General features: G+C 66.4%; 23 protein-coding genes and 2 tRNA genes. 16 read left to right on the top strand and 9 right to left on the bottom strand.

The window, feature by feature from the left end:
- Window positions 1-1,715, top strand: a 1,715-nt coding sequence (locus CWC60_RS23655) for a hypothetical protein (RefSeq protein WP_164516521.1), incomplete at its 5' end; no start/stop codon positions are given.
- Here CWC60_RS23655 and CWC60_RS12610 read toward each other — a convergent pair.
- From CWC60_RS12610 to CWC60_RS12595, 5 genes are all read right to left on the bottom strand, one after another.
- A complete protein-coding gene (locus tag CWC60_RS12610) occupies window positions 1,709-2,314 on the bottom strand; it encodes a hypothetical protein (RefSeq protein ID WP_109794296.1) in 606 nt (201 codons plus the stop codon). The genes CWC60_RS23655 and CWC60_RS12610 overlap by 7 nt on opposite strands.
- A gap of 123 nt (window positions 2,315-2,437) precedes the next feature.
- Window positions 2,438-2,731, bottom strand: coding sequence for a hypothetical protein (locus CWC60_RS23280; protein ID WP_125182778.1), 294 nt, complete (start codon window positions 2,729-2,731; stop codon window positions 2,438-2,440).
- Between the two features lie 17 nt (window positions 2,732-2,748).
- A complete protein-coding gene (locus CWC60_RS12605; protein WP_109794295.1) occupies window positions 2,749-3,738 on the bottom strand; it encodes a hypothetical protein in 990 nt (329 codons plus the stop codon).
- Between the two features lie 106 nt (window positions 3,739-3,844).
- Window positions 3,845-3,932, bottom strand: a tRNA-Leu gene (locus CWC60_RS12600).
- A 59-nt stretch (window positions 3,933-3,991) separates the two neighbouring features.
- A tRNA-Leu gene (locus CWC60_RS12595) sits at window positions 3,992-4,078 on the bottom strand.
- A gap of 142 nt (window positions 4,079-4,220) precedes the next feature.
- Here CWC60_RS12595 and CWC60_RS12590 point away from each other — a divergent pair.
- The 7 genes from CWC60_RS12590 to CWC60_RS12560 all read left to right on the top strand — a co-directional run bounded on the left by CWC60_RS12590 (window position 4,221) and on the right by CWC60_RS12560 (window position 9,834).
- Window positions 4,221-4,877 carry a 2-hydroxychromene-2-carboxylate isomerase gene (locus tag CWC60_RS12590; RefSeq protein WP_109794304.1) on the top strand — a complete coding sequence of 219 codons (657 nt, stop codon included), beginning with the start codon at window positions 4,221-4,223 and terminating at the stop codon, window positions 4,875-4,877.
- Window positions 4,874-5,935, top strand: a complete 1,062-nt coding sequence (locus CWC60_RS12585; RefSeq protein ID WP_109794294.1) for a S1C family serine protease — start codon at window positions 4,874-4,876, stop codon at window positions 5,933-5,935. The genes CWC60_RS12590 and CWC60_RS12585 overlap by 4 nt, the downstream gene beginning before the upstream one ends.
- A gap of 2 nt (window positions 5,936-5,937) precedes the next feature.
- Window positions 5,938-6,345, top strand: coding sequence for a hypothetical protein (locus CWC60_RS12580; protein WP_109794293.1), 408 nt, complete (start codon window positions 5,938-5,940; stop codon window positions 6,343-6,345).
- Between the two features lie 2 nt (window positions 6,346-6,347).
- Window positions 6,348-7,208 (top strand): alpha/beta fold hydrolase, encoded by an 861-nt coding sequence (locus tag CWC60_RS12575; RefSeq protein WP_109794292.1) that lies wholly within the window; start codon window positions 6,348-6,350, stop codon window positions 7,206-7,208.
- Window positions 7,205-7,912: an SDR family NAD(P)-dependent oxidoreductase gene (locus CWC60_RS12570; RefSeq protein WP_109794291.1), complete on the top strand. Its 708-nt coding sequence runs from the start codon at window positions 7,205-7,207 to the stop codon at window positions 7,910-7,912. Before CWC60_RS12575 ends, CWC60_RS12570 begins: the two co-directional genes overlap by 4 nt.
- Window positions 7,913-8,030: 118 nt before the next feature.
- Window positions 8,031-8,579 (top strand): carboxymuconolactone decarboxylase family protein, encoded by a 549-nt coding sequence (locus tag CWC60_RS12565; RefSeq protein ID WP_109794290.1) that lies wholly within the window; start codon window positions 8,031-8,033, stop codon window positions 8,577-8,579.
- A gap of 49 nt (window positions 8,580-8,628) precedes the next feature.
- Window positions 8,629-9,834, top strand: a complete 1,206-nt coding sequence (locus CWC60_RS12560) for an acyl-CoA dehydrogenase family protein (RefSeq protein ID WP_109794289.1) — start codon at window positions 8,629-8,631, stop codon at window positions 9,832-9,834.
- A gap of 309 nt (window positions 9,835-10,143) precedes the next feature.
- On the opposite strand, the gene CWC60_RS12555 is transcribed toward CWC60_RS12560, so the two are convergent.
- Window positions 10,144-11,352 carry an acetyl-CoA acetyltransferase gene (locus tag CWC60_RS12555; protein WP_109794288.1) on the bottom strand — a complete coding sequence of 403 codons (1,209 nt, stop codon included), beginning with the start codon at window positions 11,350-11,352 and terminating at the stop codon, window positions 10,144-10,146.
- Window positions 11,353-11,451: 99 nt separating this feature from the next.
- Complete coding sequence (locus CWC60_RS12550) at window positions 11,452-12,114, bottom strand: cation efflux transmembrane domain-containing protein (protein ID WP_109794303.1); 663 nt, start codon at window positions 12,112-12,114, stop codon at window positions 11,452-11,454.
- Between the two features lie 71 nt (window positions 12,115-12,185).
- Here CWC60_RS12550 and CWC60_RS12545 point away from each other — a divergent pair, with 71 nt between their 5' ends.
- The 7 genes from CWC60_RS12545 (at window position 12,186) to CWC60_RS12515 (ending at window position 19,049) form a co-directional block, all read left to right on the top strand.
- Window positions 12,186-12,599 (top strand): MerR family transcriptional regulator, encoded by a 414-nt coding sequence (locus CWC60_RS12545; protein ID WP_109794287.1) that lies wholly within the window; start codon window positions 12,186-12,188, stop codon window positions 12,597-12,599.
- 47 nt (window positions 12,600-12,646) lie between these two features.
- Window positions 12,647-13,849, top strand: coding sequence for an acyl-CoA dehydrogenase family protein (locus CWC60_RS12540; protein WP_109794286.1), 1,203 nt, complete (start codon window positions 12,647-12,649; stop codon window positions 13,847-13,849).
- A gap of 29 nt (window positions 13,850-13,878) precedes the next feature.
- Window positions 13,879-14,589, top strand: coding sequence for a tetratricopeptide repeat protein (locus CWC60_RS12535; RefSeq protein WP_125182777.1), 711 nt, complete (start codon window positions 13,879-13,881; stop codon window positions 14,587-14,589).
- Between the two features lie 102 nt (window positions 14,590-14,691).
- On the top strand, window positions 14,692-16,170 hold the full coding sequence (locus CWC60_RS12530; RefSeq protein WP_109794284.1) for a flavin-containing monooxygenase: 1,479 nt from the start codon (window positions 14,692-14,694) through the stop codon (window positions 16,168-16,170).
- Window positions 16,167-16,976, top strand: a complete 810-nt coding sequence (locus CWC60_RS12525; protein WP_109794283.1) for an enoyl-CoA hydratase/isomerase family protein — start codon at window positions 16,167-16,169, stop codon at window positions 16,974-16,976. Before CWC60_RS12530 ends, CWC60_RS12525 begins: the two co-directional genes overlap by 4 nt.
- 88 nt (window positions 16,977-17,064) lie before the next feature.
- The gene (locus tag CWC60_RS12520) at window positions 17,065-18,243 is read left to right on the top strand and encodes a CaiB/BaiF CoA transferase family protein (protein ID WP_109794282.1); all 1,179 of its coding nucleotides are present in this window, start codon (window positions 17,065-17,067) and stop codon (window positions 18,241-18,243) included.
- An 11-nt stretch (window positions 18,244-18,254) separates the two neighbouring features.
- A complete protein-coding gene (locus CWC60_RS12515) occupies window positions 18,255-19,049 on the top strand; it encodes an enoyl-CoA hydratase (protein WP_109794281.1) in 795 nt (264 codons plus the stop codon).
- A 155-nt stretch (window positions 19,050-19,204) separates the two neighbouring features.
- Here CWC60_RS12515 and CWC60_RS12510 read toward each other — a convergent pair whose 3' ends face one another.
- Together CWC60_RS12510 and CWC60_RS12505 are read right to left on the bottom strand one after the other, a co-directional pair.
- A complete protein-coding gene (locus CWC60_RS12510; protein WP_109794280.1) occupies window positions 19,205-20,395 on the bottom strand; it encodes an acyl-CoA dehydrogenase family protein in 1,191 nt (396 codons plus the stop codon).
- A 97-nt stretch (window positions 20,396-20,492) separates the two neighbouring features.
- Complete coding sequence (locus tag CWC60_RS12505) at window positions 20,493-21,260, bottom strand: crotonase/enoyl-CoA hydratase family protein (RefSeq protein ID WP_109794279.1); 768 nt, start codon at window positions 21,258-21,260, stop codon at window positions 20,493-20,495.
- Between the two features lie 158 nt (window positions 21,261-21,418).
- On the opposite strand from CWC60_RS12505, the gene CWC60_RS12500 reads away from it, so the two are divergent.
- Window positions 21,419-22,564: an NAD(P)H-dependent flavin oxidoreductase gene (locus CWC60_RS12500; RefSeq protein ID WP_109794278.1), complete on the top strand. Its 1,146-nt coding sequence runs from the start codon at window positions 21,419-21,421 to the stop codon at window positions 22,562-22,564.
- Window positions 22,565-22,625 lie beyond the last annotated feature (61 nt).

The raw sequence follows: 22,625 nt of genomic DNA, 5'->3' as shown, positions 1-22,625 counted from the left end.
TTCGACATCGAGAACCCCGCATCCATCCCCGCGCGGCTGAACCGCTGCTGATCTCCGCCGACCCGGCGGTCCGCCCGCAGACCCAGGCGGCGATGCTGGAACAGCTTCGCGCCCACGGCCTCGCCCACATGGCCGAGACCCGGCGCACCGATGCGCTCTACGGCTTCGAGGCCGAAGACGCGCTCGACGGCGGCGACGCCCAGGACACGCCCCTCGATGAGGACGAGCCGGAAACGGCCGAACTGGCCGCTGAGGGTGAGGCCAACGCCCGGCCCGAGGCGGCGGCAGAGGAACACGGCGAGAACGGGGAAGCGGGAGAAGAACAATTCGAACTGCAAAATGATTTCAATTATGTACAGGGAACAAAATTCCTTCAGCAAACAGAATTCGTCCAAGCCATGGAAGATCGGGCCAGGTTTGACGAGATCTATGCAAGTGAGAAGGCGATATCTGAAAAATTGCCATTAGAGGGACACGAACAGAGGTTAAGAGGCTTGGTCTCCCGTACTCGTGTCCCGTTCGAAAAATACGGACCTCGAACCAATCCTTCCGATCAGAAATATATATTAGATTATTATCGTCGGATTGTCGCACAGACGATGTTACTTCGTGAAAGGTACCTAATAGAGAATGCAAGGCTGCATCCAGCCTATGTCAATCAGCAAGTGTTCGCGCGAGTTGCCGAAGGAATGGGTATTCCTCGCAAAGATGCCAAAGTTCTTTTGGATTTGGTACCTATCCTGGGCGAGGGCCTCGCTGTTGCGCAGGCGGTCGCTGCGTTTGCGGAGGCGGCGAAAGCCGAGTCCCCCAGCCTTCATCGCGAGCAGTTGCAGAGAGCTGCGAAGATACTGGTACTCGGTCTTTCTGGAGCCAAGAAGGCAAAAGCCATATTTGCACTTGTCGACACGTTTGGCGCATCTTCGTTCACCCAAACCAGCACACTTGCCGAACTCGAAGAGGAGTGGCACGTAAGTCAACCTACCTATAGCGTTCATCAAGCCGTAAGATTTTTTGGTCGGGGCGAAGAATTTACTCCGAAAGAGATACACATTGCTGAAGGGATAACCAGCTATAACAAGGGAAGACTTTCAGAAAAGAGAATTGATGAATTAATTGAAGGAAGTGCTTTAATTATAGAAAATTTTTATCATGGGTCAAGAAAATTCAAAATAAAACCATTTGGCAAAGATGAAATGAAGATCATATTTGATCAAGTCATCCGCGGACGATTTCGGAAGGATGACAATGGTGTGGTGCATCCCGTAGATCTCGACAAGCTATTTCCGGTGGAGACAAAGCAAGGTAATGCAAAATACTCCAAGAATCAAGCAATTGCATACCCTGCTCTGGCTGAAGATGGCACCACCATGGCGCCTGCGTCAAGCAAGGTAGCGAGCAGTGACTTGCCAGAAATACAGAAGTATCTTGTCAAAATTAGGGTTCCATTGTCGATTCTATCCGAAAAAGAAACAATAGAGGCGCTGTCATCGGAACTGGATCGACCGGAAATACCAAGCGCATTGAGATCGTTGATACTGGACTACTTCAGGACAGCATTCAAAATGGACCGGAAGCTGCAGCATCGTCGTGGAAAATTCCTGCTCTCAGGAGTCACCTTTCTTTCCGTCCTTGCAGCCGCGTTGGCGGAATTCGACCGGACTGATTCGCAAACGAGGGATCGGGGAGCGCCAGAAATACAAGATCCAAATCAGTAGCGTAGAAACGGCGCCGAAGGGCCATAATTTCTTTTTACGTACTGGTCAAAGGCAGAGAAATCCATGTGCGGCGGCGTTACGTCTATTTGGAGGGCTCGCAGGATCGCACGGGCCAGTTTGGCTCGTGCGTAAGCCTGAAGAAGGTTGTCGGTGACATGGGCGCGATGTTCGGAGCGCGGGCTCCCGACCTCAAGAGACGCAAGGTCAATACCCTCCTCCTGCGCCTTGTCGGCCCACTCTGAGGCCAGACTGTGGAGGTCAACCAGAGTTTCGCCGATGAACGCCAGGTCATCGGCAAGGGCCGCAGCGCCGAAATACCAGGGTGTGACAGTCGTCGGTGAATGGGTCCCTGGGCCCCAATGGAGCCGGTAGAGTTCCCTGAAACTCAGCCGCGACTCTATCCATTTCCAGCTATATGCTTCCCAGAGATCGGTAACAAAGCCCGAAAGTTCGCCAAGATCGTGACCCTTGGTCAGGAAGGCGCGTTCGCGGGTCCGTGGTCCGGCTTGACCCAGATACGGAATCTCGAACGGGCCGGGAAACTGTTCGCGCTGGCGCCATGTTGCCTGTCGAACATCCGTCCCGGTATCGCTTTGCATGTGGACGCGCTGGCCGCCGCCGTGGAGATATTCGCTGGCCTTCGAGCCGTCCCACCTGGCACAGAGTTCGTCCAGGCCGTGGACCAGCGCGCCGTGGACAGGCAGGAAGGATGTCGGCGTCGCCTAGTAGCCCTGCACGAGCCGGACCCGCCAGGTGAGCCCCTCGCTCTCCATCTTCCAGTGGGTGGCGTTGACCCGCTTGAATCCCTTCGATTCCACCGCATCGGCGAAACCCATCTCCGCGATCCGCTCCCAGACCGGTTTTTCCGTCTCCGCGCCCATGGCCGCAGGATGCCAGCCGCCACCCGTTCCGGCAATGTTCGAGAGCGCAAGGGGCCGGCTCGCCACCGGCAAGGCGCCAAACTGGCCGTCAATTTCTCGGCTACGATGGGGGCCTTGAACGACGAGATCGAGCATCAGGCCACCCATGCTGCCTAGTGCGACAGAACCGGCGCCCCGGGGCCATAATTTGTGAGGATGTATTTCTCAAATGCCAGCAGATCGATCTCTGGCTCTGGAATGCCAAGTTCGAAAGCGCGAGAGATCCCGACCAGCATACGCGCCTCCGAGAGACAACCAATCAATTGCCCGATAGTTCGGTCACGTGCCGTAGAATGCGGACGATCACGATGCAGCGTCGCCACCTCCTCCAGACGGAAACCCATCCGCGCTGCCATTTCGATGGCCGATTCCGCTTTCGCGAAAGTTCTCCTAGCCATTGAATCCATGAACGACCTGTCCTCAGCAAGCTTGGCAACAGCATAGTCGAATGGCAAGACCGCCTCGCAGCGATGCAGATTCCCTGCCCAATGAAGACGGTAGAGGTCGTCGAAATCTTGTCGCGCCTCAATCCAGGGCCAGCTGTATTTTCTCCAGTAGCCGGTGACGACACGGGCGACATCGCAAATGTCATGACCATCAGTCAGAAAGGCTCTTGCAGTGAGCCTGTTTCCGGCAACGCCCCAGAATTGGATATTTAGGAAGTCCCTGTCGAATATCGGTCGGGAACGTACCACGCCGACATCCTCAAGAATGTCCTTGAAGAGACCGAGCCAGCCGCCATAGATCCGGGGCGGCGGATACAGTCGGTCGAACTCCCGCTTCTGAGCATCCCAGACATTGCCGCCGGTATCGCTCTGCATGTGGACGCGCTGTCTGCTGCCGTGGAGATACTGGCTCGCCTTGCTGCCGTCCCACCTGGCGTAGAGTTCGTCCAGGCCGTGCACATAGGCGCCGTGGACCGGCAGGAAGGAGGTCGGCGTCGCCTTGTAGCCCCTGACCAGCAGAACCCGCCAGGTCAGGCCCCCGCCCTCCATCTTCCAGTGCGTCTTGCCGACCCGCGTGAATCCCTTCGATTCCACCGCGTCAGCGAAACCGAGTTCGGCGATCCGCTCCCAGACCGGCTTTTCCTTCTCCGCGCCCATGGCCGCAGGATGCCAGCCGCCGTCCGTTCCGGCAATGTTCGGCGTCCGGGCATGGCCGGAGGAACGACGGGATCAGAACATGGGTACAAATGGATCGAGGGGTAGATGGTGCCCAGGAGAGGACTCGAACCTCCACTCCGAATTTCGGAACCAGCCCCTCAAGCTGGCGCGTCTACCAATTCCGCCACCTGGGCAGGGGGCCGGCCGGAGCCAGAATGTCCGGAGCCGGGCCTTTGCCGCCGACCGCGCCGCGTGGTGCCCAGGAGAGGACTCGAACCTCCACTCGGTTACCCGAACTAGCACCTGAAGCTAGCGCGTCTACCAATTCCGCCACCTGGGCGGACGCGATCGTCGAGGGCGCGTATCTAGCGTGCGCCGCACCCCTGTGCAAGGCCCTTTTTCGCCCGCCTGTCCTTTGCCAAGCCGCCGCGTTCGCCGCTACAGTGGCGCGGGGCCGCAGCGCCCGACGGGAGGAGAGCATCATGACACTGGACGTCGATCTGTTCTGGTCGTTCCGCAGCCCCTATTCCTATCTGGGCATGGAGCGCTACAAGGCGATGGTCCGCCACCACGACCTGGTCATCAACGTCCGGCCGGTCTATCCCATCGCCATCCGCGATCCCGGATTCTTCCGGCAGATCAACCCGCTCTGGCCGCGCTATCTGATGCGCGACGTCTACCGCGTGGCCGAGTACGAGGGCCTGCCCTTCGACTGGCCGAAACCCGATCCTGTAGTGATGGACATGAAGACCCGCACCATCCCGAAGGAACAGCCTTACATCCACCGTCTCACCCGGCTGGGCATCGAGGCGGTGCATCGGGGCCGGGGGCTGGAATTCATCGATTCCGTCTCGCGCCGGATCTGGGGCGAGGGCGTGGAAAACTGGCACGAGGGCGGCCACATGGCCGAGGCGGCCGAACGCGCCGGGCTGGACCTGGCCGACATGGAACGGACCATCGCCGGCCGGGAAGCCGAATACGAAGCCGAGATCAGGGCCAACGAGGACGCGCTGGAGGCCGCCGGCCACTGGGGCGTGCCGACGCTGGCCTTTCGCGGCGAGCCGTTCTTCGGGCAGGATCGCATCGACATGTGCGTCTGGCGCATGAAACAGGCTGGACTGAAGGCGAGAGCTGAATGAGCGGACGCGGCGATCGCGACGAGGAAGACCGGACCGGCCGCGCCAATGGCCACAAGGTCAACGGCCACAAGCTGCCGCATCTGAGCGGCCTGCTGGGCCGGCCCACCGGCGAGGACGTGCACGCCGAACTGCCCGAGGACATACCGTTCGACGTGGAGGCGGCGCACCGGGCGCTGACGCCGCTGCAGGCGGAAATCCCCGAGGACGCCTTCACCGCGCCGATCCTGGGCACCGAGCGCCAGGGCGGGGGCATCGTCATCGGCTCGGGCGGGCTGATCCTGACCATCGGCTACCTGATCGTGGAGGCCGACAGCGTCGCCGTGCTGGACGGCGATGGCCGGCCCACGGAGGCGGAGGTGCTGGCCTACGACTTCGAGAGCGGCCTCGGTCTCTGCCGCGCCATCGCGCCGCTGAAGCGGCCGGTGCTGAATTTCGGCACGGTGAAGGATCTGGCGCCCGGCGCGCAGGTGGTGACCAGCTGCGGCGGCGCCGAGACCATCGTCCAGACGGTGGTCGAACGGCGGCCCTTCCAGGGCTACTGGGAGTACGCCCTGGACGAGGCGGTGATCACCACGCCGCCGCATCCGAACTGGGGCGGCGCGGCGATGATCGGCATGGACGGCCTGCTCTACGGCGTCGGCTCCCTCTACATCGAGGACGCGACCGAAGGGGCGGAAGGCGCCGCCGGCAACATGGTGGTGCCCATCGACCTGCTGCCGCCCGTGCTGGACGATCTGATCGCCCATGGCCGGCGCAGCGGCCCGGCGCGGCCCTGGCTCGGTGTCTTCGTCGACGAGCGCATGGGCCATGTCATCGTTCTCGGCGTCTCGCCCCGGGGGCCCGCGGCCTCGACCGGCCTCGACCAGGGCGACGTCATCCTGCGCGTCAACGGCGAGGCGGTCGGCGGGCTGGCGGATTTCTACCGCCAGCTCTGGTCGAGCGGCGAGGCGGGCGTGGAGATCGGCCTGACGCTGATGCGCCAGGGCCGGGTCTTCGAAAGCAAGATCCGCTCCGCCGACCGCGACAGCTATCTCAAGATCGACCGCTGGGAGCGATAGCGATGGTGAAGCGCACCATCCACGGCGGACCGCCCGCGGCGCACGCGATCGAACACCTGGCCGACACGGTGCACGCCGATCCGGCGCTGCTGCACCGCGGCCGTTTCGTCGACCTGGAATGGCTCTGGGAGATCGGGGAGACGCCCTATCACGTGCGCATCCAGAACGGCTTCATCGCCGAGCTGGTGCGCGGCCCGGTGCTCATGCGGTCCTGGGTCTTCGCCATACGCGGCCCGGTCGAGAGCTGGGAGCGGTTCTGGGCGCCCGTGCCCAAGCCCGGCTGGCACGACCTGTTCGCCATGACCAGGACCGGCCGCGCCACGGTCGAGGGCGAACTGCAGCCGCTGATGGCGAACCTGCGCTATTTCAAGGACGTGCTGGCCGCGCCCCGGGCCATGGAGGACCACTGACCATGGCCGATTTCCAGCCCGGCGACTTCGAACCCATCACCGGCCGCTACGTCCACCTGAACATCGCCGGCCGCCCGGCGCGGCTCTATTTCGAGGAGGCCGGCAGCGGCATCCCCCTCCTCTGCCTGCACACCGCCGGGTCCGACGGACGGCAGTTCCGCCACCTGATGACCGACGAGGACGTGACCGGCCGCTTCCGGGTCATCGCCTTCGACCTGCCGCACCACGGCAAGTCCAACCCCTATGCCGGCTACCAGGACGAAGAGTACCGGCTCACGACGGAGCTCTACGACGCCGCGGTGATGGCCTTCTGCGACGCATTGGCGCTCGAACGGCCGGTCGTCATGGGCTGCTCCATGGGCGGGCGGATCGTGCTTCATCTGGCCGGAGCCCACCCGGAGCGCTTCCGCGCGGCGATCGGGCTGGAGGCCGCCGACCACCAGCAGCCCTGGTATGACACGGACTGGCTGCACCGCCCGGACGTTCATGGCGGCGAGGTCTGCGCGGCGATGATCTCCGGCCTCGTCGCGCCCCAGAGCCCGGAGGAATACCGCTGGGAGACGCTCTGGGGCTACCTCGCCAGCGGCCCCGGCGTGTTCAAGGGCGATCTCCACTTCTACCGCGCCGACAGCGACTTCCGCGACCGGACGCATCTGATCGACACCACCGCCTGCCCGGTGTTCCTGCTGACGGGCGAGTACGATTACTCGTGCACGCCGAAGGACACGCTGCGCACAGCGAAGGACATCCCAGGCGCGGAGGCGGAGATCATGGAAGAGCTGGGTCACTTCCCCATGTCGGAGAACCCGGCGAAGTTCCGCGAATACATCCTGCCCGTCCTCGACAAGGTGTCGCGGCTGTGAGCGCGCCGGTCGCGCTGATCACCGGCGTCGGCCCCGGCACGGGCGCGGCGGTGGCGCGCCGCTTCGCCGCCGGCGGCTACCGCGTTGCCATGCTGGCGCGGACGGCCGAGCGGCTGGAAGCGCTGGCAGACGAGCTGCCGGGCGCCCGCGCCTTCGCCTGCAACGTCTCGAAGGCCGACGAGCTGGCCGCCGCGATCGGCGAGGTGCGCCAGGCGATGGGCGACCCCTCGGTGGTCGTCCACAACGCGGTGCGCGGCACCTTCGCCGAGGGCGTTCTCGATACCAGGCCGGACGACCTGGAGCGGAATTTCCGCACCAACACGCTGAGCCTGCTGCATCTGGCGCAGTTGCTGGCGCCTTCGATGATCGACGCCGGCGGCGGCGCCTTCGTGATCACCGGCAACACCGCCGCCCATCGCGGCACGCCGCGCTTCGCCGGTTTCGCGCCGACCAAGGCGGCCCAGCGGGTGCTGGCCCAGGCCATGGCCCGGGACCTGGGGCCAAAGGGCGTGCATGTCGCCTATGTCACCATCGACGCCATGATCGATCTGGCATGGACCCGCGCCGGTCCCGGCCGGGACAAGCCCGACGAATTCTTCATCAAGCCCGCCGCCATCGCCGAGGAGATCTGGCACGTCGCGCACCAGGACCGCTCGGCCTGGTCCTTCGACGTGGAAATCCGCCCCTTCGGGGAGACGTGGTGAAACCGCCAGCCCGGCGCTCCTGGACCTGATCCAGGGGCCCAGCGAAACAAGGGACTGGGTCCTCGGGTCAATCCCGAGGCCGCCCTATGGAGAGCGTGAGAAAGGGAGGAACCCGACCATGGCCCGTGTGCCGCTGCTCGGCGAAGCCGACATCAACGACGAGAACCGCGACGTCCTCGGCCGCCGCATCAACCTCTACTGGACCGTGGGCCATTCCCTGGGCGGCGCCCGCGCCTATTCCACCATGGGACTGTGGCTGCGCCATGAATCGAAATTCGATCCGCGCCTGAGGGAACTGGCGATCCTGACCGTCGGCTGGCTGGCCCGCGCCGAGTACGAATGGGCCCATCACATCGAGATCGGCTACGACTTCGGCGTCACCGATGCGGATATCGAGCGCCTGATCCGGGAGCTGGACGGCGAGGAGACGGACCTGGAGCCGGTGGCGCGTCACGTCATCCACGGCGCGAAGGAGATCGCCCGCGACGGCGCCATGGGCGACGACAATTGGGCCGCCCTGTCGAAGGCGTTCGACAACGAGTTGATGGTGGAGCTCACCCTCGGCACGGCCTTCTACTGCGCCATCGTCCGGGTGCTGAAGACCCTGCAGGTGCCGCTGGAGGAGGACGCGAAACAGTATCTGGAGAAGTACCCCTTGCCGGCCTGAACCGACGGGGTATTTTCGGGGCCGCAATACTGACGGGAGGAGCCGCGCAATGGATCTCGCGCTGACCGAGGACGAAATCCGCTTCCAGGACGAGGTGCGCGAGTTCCTCGCCACCGCCGTGACCGAGAAGGCGAAGGAGGCCGGGCGGCTGACGGCCGGCGTGGTCTCGGATTTCGAGGGCTCCATGGACTGGTACCGGGCGCTGGCCGAGAAGGGCTGGTCGACCCCGGCCTGGCCCGAGGCGCATGGCGGCACCGGCTGGACGCCGATTCAGCGCTACATCTTCGAATCCGAGTGTCAGCGCGCCAGCGTGCCGCGGCTGTTCGCCATGGGCGTGCGCATGGTCGGGCCCGTCATCATCAAGTACGGCACGAAGGAACAGCAGGATTACTACCTGCCGAAGATCCGTTCCGGGGAACACATCTGGTGCCAGGGCTATTCCGAGCCGGGTTCCGGCTCCGACCTCGCCAGCCTGCAGTGCAGGGCCGAGCGCGACGGCGACGACTATGTCATCAACGGCACCAAGATCTGGACCACCGGCGCCCACCACGCGAACATGATGTTCTGCCTGGTGCGCACCAGCCGGGAGGGCAAGCCGCAGCAGGGCATCAGCTTCATCGTCTTCCCCATGGACCTGCCCGGCATCACGGTCGAGCCGATCCTGACCATGTCGGGCGACCACGAGGTCAACCAGGTCTTCTTCGACGATGTCCGCGTGCCCGTCGCCAACCGCATGGGCGAGGAGAACGACGGCTGGACCGTCGCCAAGTACCTGCTGGAGTTCGAGCGCGGGGGCACGGCCTACAGCCCCGGCCTGCACGGCATGCTGGCGAAGCTGAAGAAGATCGCCGGCGAGGAGCGCGCGGGCGACGGCGGCCCGCTGCTGGCCGACGACGCCTTCCGCAACCGGCTGGCCGACATCGAGACCCAGGTGACGGCGCTGGAGTTTTTCGAGAAGCAGACCATGAGCGCCCTGACCGCCGGCCAGAACCCGGGCGCGTCGTCATCGGTGATGAAACTGCGCGGTTCCGAATGCCTGCAGGCGACGGCCGAGTTGACGGTCCAGGCCATTGGCTACTACGCCAATCCGTATGAGCCGGAAGCGCGGACGCCCTTCTCCAACGCAATTCCCGTCGGCCCCGACCATTCGGTCGGCGTCATGGCCAAGCATCTCAACAGCCGCGCGGCGACCATCTACGCCGGCGCCAGCGAGATCCAGCGCAACATCATGGCCAAGCTGGTGCTGGGGCTTTAGGGGCCCCTCGACAGCTCCACTAGGTGATGCGATCACTTGGCGTCCTGGGGCTTGACCCCAGGACCCAGTCTTTTGATCGGCTGGGCCCTTGGATCAAGTCCAAGGGCCACAAGACTGTACGATTCCCGCAAATATTCGAACGCTCCGGGCTGGAACGAGAACCCCGATCGCGCTGATGCGAGATCACCCTCCCCCTTCGGGAAGCGGGAGGGCCGGGGCGGGGGATCGTCTTCGATCGGGCCATGAAGGACGAAGGGCCCGGCGGATCGCTCCGCCGGGCCCTTCCCGTTCCGGTCCGTGTCCTTGGGATCAGGCGCCGTGCAGGCCCACGATCGCGATGGACGAGACGTTCTGGTGCGGCGCGCCGCCCAGATTGTGTGTCATGCCGATCTTCGGATCCTTGAGCTGGCGCTTGTCGGCGCGGCCCAGCAGCTGGCTGTACATCTCGTAGAGCATGCGCAGGCCAGAGGCGCCGATCGGATGGCCGAAGCACTTCAGGCCGCCGTCGATCTGACAGGGCACCTTGCCGTCGGCGTCGTAGAAGCCGTCCAGGAAGTCCTTCCAAGCCTCGCCCTCGCGGGAGATGAACAGGTCCTCGGTGGTCACCAGCTCGGTGATCGAGAAGCAGTCATGGCATTCGAACATCGAGACTTCGTCGCGCGGGTTCTTGATGCCGGCCTCGTCATAGGCCCGCTTCGCCGCCTGGCGCGTGGTCATGAAATAGCTGCCGTCCCAGGAGCTGTGCTGCGCCTCGGTGCCGTTGGAGACGGCGAGCTGCAGCGCCTTGACGGTGACCATCTCGGCGCGCTTGCGGCCCAGCTTCTCGGCGATTTCCGGCGTGGTCACGATGGCCGCGGCGGAGCCGTCCGAGACGCCGCAGCAGTCGAACAGGCCCAGCGGCTCGGCGATCATCGGCGCGTTCAGCACCGTGTCCATCGTCACTTCCTTCTGGAGATGGGCCTTGGGGTTCTTGGCGCCGTTCTGGTGGCTCTTGACCGAGACCTGGCCGATCGCCCGCTTGAGATCCTCGGGGGAAACGCCGTGCTTCTTGCGGTAGGCCGACGCCAGCTGCGCGAAGTTGCCGGGCGCCGAGCTGTTCGGGTTGACCATGTCGTTCAGCGGGCCGCGGCCGCGCTGCGGCAGGCCGCCATAGCCGGTGTCCTTCAGCTTCTCGACGCCGACCGCGAGCGCGATGTCGGCAGCGCCGGAGGCCACGGCGTAGACCGCGCCGCGGAAGGCTTCGGTGCCGGAGGCGCACATGTTCTCGACGCGGGTCACCGGGATGTACGGCAGACGAAGGGCGGTCGCCAGCGGCAGCGCCGACTTGCCGACATGCACTTCCTCGATCGCCGTGGAGAACCACGCGGCGTCGATCTGGGACGTCTCGATGCCGGCGTCCTGGAGGCACTCTTCATAGGCCTCCATCATCAGGTCTTCGGCGTCGCAATCCCAGCGCTCGCCGAACTTGGAGCAGCCCATGCCGAGAATGGCTACCTTGTCGCGAATTCCTGACGGCATTGTCGTGTCCTCCCACCGTGGAAACAGAAGCTTGTCTCAACCTAGCATGAAATGGGGAGGCGTGAACAAAGTCAAATGCAGGGGGGCGTTGCGCCGCGCTCAGGTCGCCCGGCGCCCCGCCGGCCCCTCCTGCGCCGCCCGCTCGCCGCGCGCACGGCGCAGTTCGCCACCCGCGCGGCGGATGATCTGCACCGCCGAGGTCACGAACAGAGCGGCCATGAGCCCGGCGACGATCAGGTCCGGCCAGCCGGTCGAGGAGCCCCAGACGCCCAGCGCCGCGATCATCACCGCGACATTGCCGATGGCGTCGTTGCGGCTGCAGAGCCAGACCGAGCGGACATTGGCGTCGCCGTCGCGGTATGCCAGCAGCAGCGCCACGCTGGCCAGGTTGGCCGACAGCGCCATGAAGCCGACGACGCCCATGGTCGCGGCCTCCGGCGTGCCGCCGGCGAAGACGCCCCAGACGGTCGAACCCAGCACCCACAGCCCCATGGCCAGCAGGCTGATCCCCTTGGCCATGGCCGCGGTCGCCCGGACCCGGAGCGACATGCCGATGACGAACAGCGAAATGGCGTAGGTCAGGGAATCGCCCAGGAAATCCAGCGCGTCGGCCTGCAGCGCCAGCGAACCCGACATGCGGCCGGCGACGATCTCGACCGCGAACATCGCCGCGTTGATGGCGATGACCATCCAGAGCCGGCGCCGGTAGCCTGGCGAAAGGCCTTCGAATTCCTGTTCCCCGCCACAGCATCCGGCACTCATCGGAACCTCCTTGATCCGTCCATGCGCCATACCTAATGTCTCTAGCAACTATAGCTTCAAGGGAAAATTCGATGCTCTCCATCGGAAATCTCGCCGAGCGCACCGGCGTGAAGGTGCCGACCATCCGCTATTACGAGCAGATGGGCCTGCTCGACGCGCCCGAACGCTCTGCCGGCGGGCAGCGCCGCTACACGGAGGCCGAGCTGGAACGGCTCGCCTTCATCCGCCATTCGCGCGATCTCGGGCTGTCGATCGAGGCGATCCGGGAACTGCTCCGGCTCAGCCGCCACCCGGATGCGCCTTGCGAGGATGCGGACCGCATCGCCACCGAACACCTGGCCGGCGTGCGGGCGCGGATCGTCCGGCTGCAGCGCCTCGAGGGCGAGCTGGAGCGGATGGTTGCGCACTGCCGCAACGGCACGGTTGGCGAGTGCCGGGTCATCAGGGCATTATCCGATCATGAACTCTGTGCGGGCGAGCACTGATCGCTCCGCATCCAACGAACAGCCGGCCCCGGGGGAGAGAGACGAGCATGGATCTGCAATTCACCGACGAGGAGATCGCGTTCCGCGACGAGGTGCGCGCCTTCCTGAAGGAGAACATCCCCGCCGACATCAAGGAGCGGGCGAAGATCGGCTGGAACTACCTGCCGAAGGAGGACTACATCCGCTGGCAGAAGGCGCTCTACGAGAAGGGCTGGATCGCGCCGGGCTGGCCGAAGGAGCATGGCGGCACCGGCTGGAACGCCGCCCAGCGCTTCATCTTCGAGGAGGAATGCGCCCGCGCCAACTGCCCGCGCGTGCAGCCCTTCGGCGTCACCATGGTCGGCCCGGTGATCTACACCTTCGGCAACCAGGCCCAGAAGGACCGCTTCCTGCCGCGCATCCTCTCCTCCGACGACTGGTGGTGCCAGGGCTATTCCGAACGCGGCGCGGGCTCCGACCTCGCCGGGCTGGCCACGAAGGCCGTGCGCGACGGCGACGAATACGTCGTCAACGGCCACAAGATCTGGACCTCCGGCGCCCACCGCGCCGACTGGATGTTCTGCCTCGTCCGCACCTCGGCGGAGGGCAAGAAGCAGGAGGGCATCACCTTCCTGCTGATCGACATGAAGACGCCCGGCATCGAGGTGAAGCCGATCATCTCCATGGACGGCTACAACAATCTCAACGAGGTCTTCTTCGACGACGTCCGCGTCCCGGTGGAGAACCGCATCGGCGAGGAGAACAAGGGCTGGACCTACGCCAAGTTCCTGCTGGGCAACGAGCGTACGGGCATCGCCGGCATCGGCCGCTCCAAGTCGCGCCTGGCGGAGCTGAAGGACATGGCCCGCGCCGAGCCTGACAACGGCGCCCGGCGCCTGATCGACGACCCGGGCTTCGCCGTGAAGCTGGCGCAGATCGAGGCCGACCTGAACGCCCTGGAAATGTACAACCTGCGCTGCCTGGCCGACACCGCGGCGGGCAAGCCGCCCGGCGCCGAGGCGTCGATGCTGAAGATCCGCGGCACCGAGATCGAACAGGCCATCAACGAGACCATGGTGGAGGCCATCGCCTATTTCAGCGCGCCCTATGTCCACACCGGGCTGAACTGGCAGGGCAACGAGGAACCGGTCGGGCCGAAGCACGCCGACGGGGTCATGCCCGAACACCTGCTGAAGCGCGCCGCCACCATCTATGGCGGCACCACCGAGGTGCAGAAGAACGTCATCGCCAAGGCCGTGCTGGGACTTTGACCTTCCGTTTCCTTCTCGCCGCGGCCGCCATGCTGATGACTGCCGCCTCCGCCGCGTCCGCCCAGACCGCGGCGCCGACCTACGCGGAGAAGTGCGAGGCCGCCGGCCATCCGGACTGGGCCTTCGGCGGCGAAGACACGCCGCTCCAGTACAGGCCGCTGTTCGGCTGCAGCGAGCGTTCCGGCCCGCGCCGGGACGCCGACCGGCAGTTCGTCGAGGAATTGAAGGCGAAGGGATTTTCGGACGCGCGGCTGGGCGATGAACTGATCGGCATGGGCTGGAAATGGCTCGGCGCCGGACAGCTTCCGGCGGCGCTGAACCGCTTCAACCTGGCCTTCGAATATGCGCCGGAAAACGGCGAGGTCTATCAGGGTATCGCCATCGTCATGGCCAACGCCGGGATGCCGCCGCGGGTCGCCGGGTACTGGTTCCGCCAGGCGGTCGAGGCGCCCGAGGGCCGCTCGGGCCGCTTCGCCGACTACGGCCAGTTCCTGACCATGCAGGGCGACTACGACGCCGCGCGTCCGCAGCTCCAAAAGGCGCTGGAGAAGGAACCCGGCCACGCCTGGGCGATGATGCACCTCGCCCATGGCTATTTCGAACAGGGCAAGGTCGAGGCCGGCTGTGACATGGTGGAGCGGATCGCGGCCGCCGCCCCGCCGCCGGGCGGCGACGCGGCGCGCTTCCGGGAACTGGTCGGCCACTGGCGCGGCCGCGCCGCAAAGGCCGGCTGCGAGTAGGTATCGCCGGCCAGCGCGCGAGCCCCCTTCCATCGGCCATGATCTGTGCTAAATGCTACCGGCGAGTAGCCATTTGCACGAGGTTCAGGGGAGGACCGAGAAATGAGCGTTGCCGAAGACCGCGCCGCGCCCGCCCGCGCCGATCTGCGCTTCGCCGTCATCGGCGCCGGCATGTCCGGCATTCTGGCGGCGATCCGGCTGGAGGAAGCCGGCTTCCGGAATGTCGAGATCTTCGAGCGGGAATCGAAGCTGGGCGGCACCTGGCGCGACAACACCTATCCGGGGCTGAGTTGCGACGTGCCGAGCCACGTCTACCGCTACCGCTTCGCGCCGAACCCGGACTGGTCGTACCGCTTCTCGCCCGGTCCGGAGATCTGGGAATATCTGAACCGCGTCGCCCATGATTACGGCATCGCCCGGCGCGTCCGCTACGACACCGAGATCGCGCGCGCCGAATGGGACGACGGCGTCTGGAAGGTCACGCCGAAGGGCGGCGAGACGGAGATCTTCGACATCGTCATCACCGCGACCGGCGTGCTGCGCGATCCCGTCTATCCCGACATTCCGGGCCTGGAGGACTTCGAGGGACCGATGTTCCACTCGGCCCGCTGGGACCACAGCCACGACTGGCGCGGCAAGCGCGTCGGCCTGATCGGCACCGGCTCCACGGCGATCCAGATCACCTCGGCCATCGCGAAGGAGGTGGGCAAGCTGTCGCTGTTCCAGCGCACGCCGCAATGGGTCGTGCCCGTCGAGAACCCGGAAATCACCGAGCGCGAGCGGGAGGCCCTGCGCAAGGACCCGAAGCGCATGGACGACCTCTACGAGTTCCTGGCCGACCGCTTCCAGAACACCTTCGCCCGCGCCGTGGTGGGCGACAAGGAGGAGCTCGACAAGGTGGCCCGGGCCTGCGAGGAGCACCTGGCGACGGTCAAGGATCCGGAGCTGCGGCGGAAGCTCACGCCCGACTACCAGGTCGCCTGCAAGCGGCTGATCATGTCCGACACCTTCTACCGGGAAGTCCAGCGCGACACCGTCGAACTGGTGACCGAGAAGATCGAGCGCATCGAGAAGAACGGCGTGCGCACCGCCGACGGCCGCCTGCACGAACTGGACATGCTGGTCTGCGCCACCGGTTTCGAGGCCCACAAGTTCATGCGCCCGATGGAGGTCGTCGGCCGCGGCGGCCACACGCTGGAGGAGGAATGGTCGGAGGCCAACCGCGCCTACCGCTCGGTCGCCGTGCCCGACTTCCCGAACTTCTTCATGATGGTCGGGCCCAACAGCCCGATCGGCAATTTCTCGCTGATCATGATCTCGGAGATGCAGTTCGACTTCATCATGCAGCTTGTCGACCGCATCGCCAGCGGCGAGGCGCGCGAGGTCGAGCCGACCCGCGAGGCCACAAACCGCTTCAACAAGGCGATCCAGGACGCCATGGTGAACACCGTCTGGGTCGCCGGCTGCTCCAGCTGGTACCTGGACAAGAACGGCAACCCGGCGATGTGGCCCTGGGATTTCGAGCGCTTCGAGCGCGAGATGCAGGCGCCGGATCTCAAGGACTTCAGGCTGGTGGCATGAGCGGACTGCCCGAGACGACGATGCTGCTGCTGAACCGGGACGGTTCGCGGCTGGACCTGACGCTGAACAACCCCGAGCGGCGCAACGCCCTTTCGGGGGAGATGGTCGACGAACTCCATCAGGTCCTCGACGCCATCGCGCCCGACCGCTCCATCCGCACCGTGGTCATGCGCGGGGCCGGCGGCATGTTCTGCGCCGGCGGCGACATCAAGGGCTTCAAGGCCGGCTTCCAGGCCGACGCCGACCCGAAGGCCATCGCCGCCTCCAACCGCACCTTCGGCGACTTTCTGATCAAGCTGAACAACCTGCCGCAGGTCGTCGTCATGCTGGTGGAGGGCGCCGCCATGGGCGGCGGCCTGGGGCTGGTCTGCGTCTCCGACGTCGCCATCGCAACCGCCGAAACCCGCTTTTCCATGACCGAGACCAGCCTCGGCATTCCGCCGGCCCAGATCGCGCCCTTTGTCGCCGAACGGCTGGGCGTCACCCAGGCGCGGCGGCTGATGCTGACCGGCGCGCGCTTCAAGGGCGGAACGGCGGCCGAACTGGGCCTGGTGCACTTCTGCGAGGCCGACACGGCGGCGCTGGAGGCGCGGCTGGACGAGGTGCTGGGCGAGATCGACCGCTGCGCCCCGGGCGCGAATGCGGCTACCAAGGACATCGTGCTCACCAGCCGCCGGGAACCGCTGGCGGCGACGCTGGACATGGCCGCCGACCACTTCGCGGCCTGCATGCTCTCCGACGAAGGCCGGGAGGGCGTCGGCGCCTTCCTGGAGAAACGCAAGGCGCGCTGGATCGAACGGCAGTAGCGCCGGCGGGCCGCACTTTCCCCGCCGGCCATTGCCCTTTCCGCCGCGGCGGCTAAGCTCGGGACGGTCGGGATCGCAGGGGGAGCCAATGGACGATCTGCCGCTGGTCGGGATCCGCGTACTGGATCTCACACGCGTGCGCGCCGGACCGACGGCGGTGCGCCAGCTCGCCGACTGGGGCGCCGAGGTCATCAAGATCGAGGTGCCCGACAGCGCCGGCGGCGACGGCGGCCTGGGCGGCCCGCGGGAGGGTCCGGACTTCCAGAACCTGCACCGCAACAAGCGCTCCATGACGCTGAACCTCAAGGACCGGCGCGGCCGCCAGATCCTGCTCGACATGGCCCGCCAGGCCGACGTGGTGGTGGAGAACTTCCGCCCCGACGTGAAGAAGCGGCTGAAGATCGACCACAAGGCGCTGAAGTCGGTGAACGAGGGGCTGATCTACTGCTCCATCTCCGGTTTCGGCCAGGACGGCCCCTATGAAAAGCGCCCCGGCGTCGACCAGATCGCCCAGGGCATGGGCGGGCTGATGTCGATCACCGGACAGCCCGGCCGGGGGCCGATGCGCGTCGGCATTCCCGTAGCCGATCTGACCGCAGGCCTGCTGGCCGCCCAGGGCATCCTGATGGCCCTGATCCAGCGCCAGCGCACGGGCCGCGGCCAGTGGGTGCGCACCAGCCTGTTGCAGGCGCAGGTCTTCATGCTGGACTTCCAGGCCGCGCGCTGGCTGGTCGGCGGGGAGGTCGCCGGCCAGGTCGGCAACGAACATCCGACCGGCGTGCCGACCAACGCCTGGGCGACCGCCGACGGCCACATCAACGTCGCCCCCGCCGGCGACCGCCTCTACACCCGCTTCTGCAATGCGGTGGGCGCGCCGGAACTGATCGAGCATCCCGATTTCGCCACCGGGGCGCTGCGCTACCGCAACCGCGCGGCGCTGAACGAACGCATCGCCGAGATACTGGCCGGCCGGACCACCGCGGAATGGGTCGAACTGCTCAACGCCGCCGGGGTGCCATGCGGTCCGATCAACGCCATCGACGAGGTCTTCGAGGATCCGCAGGTGCGCCATCTCGGCATGGCCCGCCAGGTCGAGGACGACGGCGACCCGCTGAGCCTGGTCGGCCAGGCGATCGAGATGGACGGCTGCGCGCCGCGCCTCACCCGCCGCGCGGGCGCCAAGGGCGCCGACACGGTGGCGATCCTGAAGGAAACCGGCTACGACGCCGAGACCATCGAGGGTTTCCGCCGCGACGGCGTCATCTGACGGGGAGAGGGATGCAGCTCAGCACGACGAAAATGAAGGCCGAGGCCCGCGACGGCGTCGGCTGGATCATCTTCAACCAGCCGGAAAAGCGGAACGCCGTCTCGGTGGAGATGTGGGCCGCGGTGCCGCAGATCATGGCCTACTACGACGCGGACCCGGAGGTGCGCTGCGTGGTGCTGAAAGGCGCGGGCGAGCAGGCCTTTATCGCCGGCGCCGACATTTCCGAGTTCGGCGAGAAGCGCAACTCGCCCGAGGCGACGAAGCACTACGACGCCGTCTCGGCCGAGGCGCACCGGGCGCTGGCGCTCTCGCCCAAGCCGACCATCGCCATGATCAACGGCTTCTGCATCGGCGGCGGCGTCGCCGTGGCGCTGTCGACCGACATCCGCATTGCCGCCGACAACGGCCGTTTCGCGGTGCCTGCGGCGCGGCTAGGGCTCGGCTATGGCGCGGGCGGACTGAAGCGGCTGATCGACGTGGTGGGCCCCGCCTTCGCCAAGGAGATCTTCTTCACCGCGCGCCAGTTCGACGCCGCCGAGGCGCTGGCCATGGGCCTGGTCAACCGCGTCGTCCCGGCCGCCGAGCTGGAGAGCTACGTGCTCGACTACGCGCGCCGCATCGCCGAGAACGCGCCGCTGACCATCCGCGCCGCCAAGATGACCATCGATGAATTGCTGAAGGACGCCGAGCGGCGCGACCTCGCCGCCTGCGAGGCGGCGATATCGCAGTGCTTCGCCAGCGCCGATTACGCCGAGGGCCGCACCGCCTTCATGGAAAAGCGCAAGCCCCGTTTCCGCGGGGTGTAGGATCTCCGGGCAGGCTGGCAGATATTGGTGTCATCCGCCGACGGCCCGCAGGGCCGCTCGGGTTTCGGGTGAAGCAGGAATGCAGCAGTCCTTGGGGCTCGCGATGCCCGCGCGCCCCAGAGCGGCGGGCATGACAATGATCTTTCCGCCGTCATTCACGCCCTCGCCGGTTTCGGCTCCCTCGGCAGGCCGAGGCCGCGTTCGGCGATGATGTTCTTCTGGATCTGCGCCGTCCCGCCGCCGATGATCAGCCCGAGATCGAACATGTAGCGGTACTGCCAGTTGCCGCCGTCGCGGAGGTATTCGCCCTCCTCGTAGAGCACGCCCAGTTCCCCCATCACGTCGATGGCGAGCGCAGCGAGCTGATGGTTCAGTTCGCAGCCCTGCAGCTTCACGATCAGTCCGGCAAGACCCTTCGATTCCCCACGCTGGGTCATGGTCATCAGCCTGAGCCCGTGGAACTTCATGGCGTGAACCTCCGCCTGGAGGCGGATCAGCCGGTCGCGGAAGACCGGATTGTCCATCACCCGGTAGCCGTCGACGGTTTCGGTCTCCATCAGACGGATGATGGCGCCGAGGCGGTTCAGCCCGGCGTTCGGGTCGCCCAGCATGCCGCGTTCGTGGGTCAGCACCGCGTTGGCGACCTGCCAGCCCTGGCCGCGTTCGCCGACGATCTGCCCGACTGGCACGCGGACGTCAGTGAAGAAGACCTCGTTGAAGGTCGCCGAGCCGGTCATGGTCTTGAGCGGCCGGACCTCGATGCCCGGCGTCGCCATCGACAGCAGCAGGAAGGAGATGCCGCGATGCTTCGGCGCCTCCGGCTCGGTGCGGACGAGCGCGAACATCATGTCCGCCTCCTGCGCCGTCGAGGTCCAGATCTTCTGGCCGTTGATGACGAAATGACCGTCCTCGACCGTCGCCGAGGTGCGCAGACTGGCGAGATCGCTGCCCGCCCCCGGCTCCGAATAGCCCTGGCACCAGACCACCTCGCCGCGCAGCGTCGGGCCGATCCATTGCCGCTTCTGCTCTTCCGTCCCCAGCTCCAGCAGCGTCGGCACCAGCATGGAGATGCCCTGGCTGGCGATGCCGCCCGGCACGCCGGCGGCGGCGAATTCCTCCGCGATGATGCGCGATTTCAGGATGTCCGGCTCGGCGCCGTAGCCGCCATATTCGGCGGGGATGGTGCGCGCGGCGTAGCCGTGTTCGATCAGCGTCTTCTGCCAGGCCAGCCGCTTCGGATCGCGCGGGTCCCGCGTGCCCCGCGGCGCCTCGGGGCCGCGTTCGCTCAGGAAGGCGCGCACCGCCTCGCGGAAGGCCTCGTATTCAGGGCTGAGGTTCAGTTCCATTCCGCTCTCCCTGAATGAAGCCCCTGGACTTGATCCAGGGGCCCAGCGAACAGAAAGACTGGGTCCCGGGGTCAAGCCCCGGGACGACAGATCGGATTCACTTCGCCTGCCAGACCGGCTCGCGCTTCTCGATGAAGGCGCGGGGGCCTTCCTTGTAGTCTTCCGTCTTCGACAACTCCTTCATCGACGCGGCGCTGGCGGCCCAGAGCTGATCGTCGGTGTCGGTCAGCGCGCGTTCGGTGATCTTCTTCGCCGCCTGCACGGCCAGCGGCGCGTTGGCGGTGATGCGGCCGGCGAGCGCCAGCGCCTCGTCCATCAGCTTCGCCTGCGGCACGACCTTGTTGACCAGGCCGAGCTCGTAGGCGCGGGCGGCCGGAATCGGGTCGCCGGTCAGCATCAGCTCCATGCCGACGGCCGGGCCCACCGCGCGCGGCAGGCGGAACAGCCCGCCGGCGCCGGGGATCAGCGACCGCTTGACCTCCGGCACGCCGAAGACCGCCTCCTCGGCGGCGACGCACATGTCGCAGGCCAGCACGATCTCGCAGCCGCCGGCCAGCGCCGCGCCATTGGCGGCGGCGATCAGCGGCTTGGTGCGGTCGCGCTTGACCAGGCCGGCAAAGCCGCCGCGGTCGGTCCAGAGCTCGTTGCCCTTGCCTGCCGAGACCGCCTTCAGGTCCGCGCCGGCGGAGAAGACCTTGCCCGAGGATGCGATGATGCCGACCCAGAGTTCGCGGTCGTTCTCCAGCTCGTCGATCGCCGCTTCGATGCCGCGGGCGACCTCGCCATTGACGGCGTTGCGCGCCTCCGGACGGTTCAGCGTGATGATCAGGATGTGTTCGCGGCGTTCGGTCTCGACGACGGCCATGGATGTTCCCTCCCCGGTATGTCCGCCGGCCATGATGACGCCGCGCGCGCGCCAGGTCCATCCATGCGGGCCGGGCGGCGGGTCCGCGCAGGAAGGGCTTGAACGCAGGCCACCCCCTGGACGATGCTTGACGCAAAGGTCAGTCGGGGAGGAAGGCCATGAAGTCGCCCATCTGCGAGATGCTGGGCATCGAATTCCCGCTGCTCGCCTTCAGTCATTGCCGCGACGTCGTCGTGGAGGTTTCGAAGGCCGGCGGCATGGGCGTGCTGGGCGCCGCCGGCATGTCGGCGGAAAAGCTGGAGCAGGAGCTCAACTGGATCGACGCCCATATCGGCGGGCGGCCCTATGGCGTCGACCTGATCGTGCCGGCGAAGTTCGCCTCCAAGGGCCAGACCACGAAACCGGGCGAAAGCGTCTCCAAGGTGCCGGAGGAGCACCGCGCCTTCGTGCGGAACCTGCTGGAGAAGCACGGCATCGATCCGTCCACCATCGTCACCGAGGAACGGCTGAGCCGCGGCACGCGGCTGGGCGACAACATGGGCGACCAGGGCGCGGGCGCGCTGCTGGACGTCTGCTTCGCCCACCCGATCCGGCTGATCGCCAACGCCCTGGGCACGCCACCGCCCTACATGACCGAGCGGGCCAAGAGGGAAGGCGTGCCGGTCGCCGCGCTGGTCGGCGCCAAGGAGCACGCCATCAAGCAGGTCGAGGCCGATGTCGACATCCTGGTGGTCGCCGGCGGCGAGGCCGGCGGACATTGCGGCGACGTCTCGACCCTGGTGCTGGTGCCGGAGATCGTGCAGGCGGTGAAACCCATTCGCGACGTGCCCATCCTGGCCGCCGGCGGCATCGTCACGGGCCGGCAGATGGCGGCCTGCATGGCCATGGGCGCGGACGGGGCCTGGACGGGCTCGGTCTGGCTGACGACCACGGAGGCCGAGACCTCGCCCGTGGTGAAGGAAAAGTATCTCGCCGCCTCCTCGCGCGACACCATCCGCTCCAAGGCCAGGACGGGGAAATACTCGCGCCAGCTCCGCTCGGCCTGGACCGACGCCTGGGAGGCCGAAGGCGCGCCGGCGCCCCTGCCCATGCCCTACCAGTCGATCATCACCGAGCCCGTCATGGGGCGGGTGACGCGGCTCGCCGAAGGCGGCCACGAGGGCGCGAAGCAGCTCGCTTCCTACTTCGTCGGCCAGGGCGTCGGCATGATGAACGAGACGCTCGGCGCCGGGCAGGTGGTCCAGGCCTTCAAGGAAGACTTCCTCGGCGCCTGGGAGCGGATGACGGGGCTGTTCGAGGAATGAAGGCGCACCCGTTGGCGCGCGGGGGTTGGCATGGCTGGCCAGCGCGCCTGCTGTACCGGCA

Origin of the sequence: Minwuia thermotolerans (assembly GCF_002924445.1) — a bacterium.
In the GTDB taxonomy this organism is placed as follows: Bacteria; Pseudomonadota; Alphaproteobacteria; order Minwuiales; family Minwuiaceae; genus Minwuia; species Minwuia thermotolerans.
This window is presented reverse-complemented; position numbering and strand designations above follow the sequence as displayed.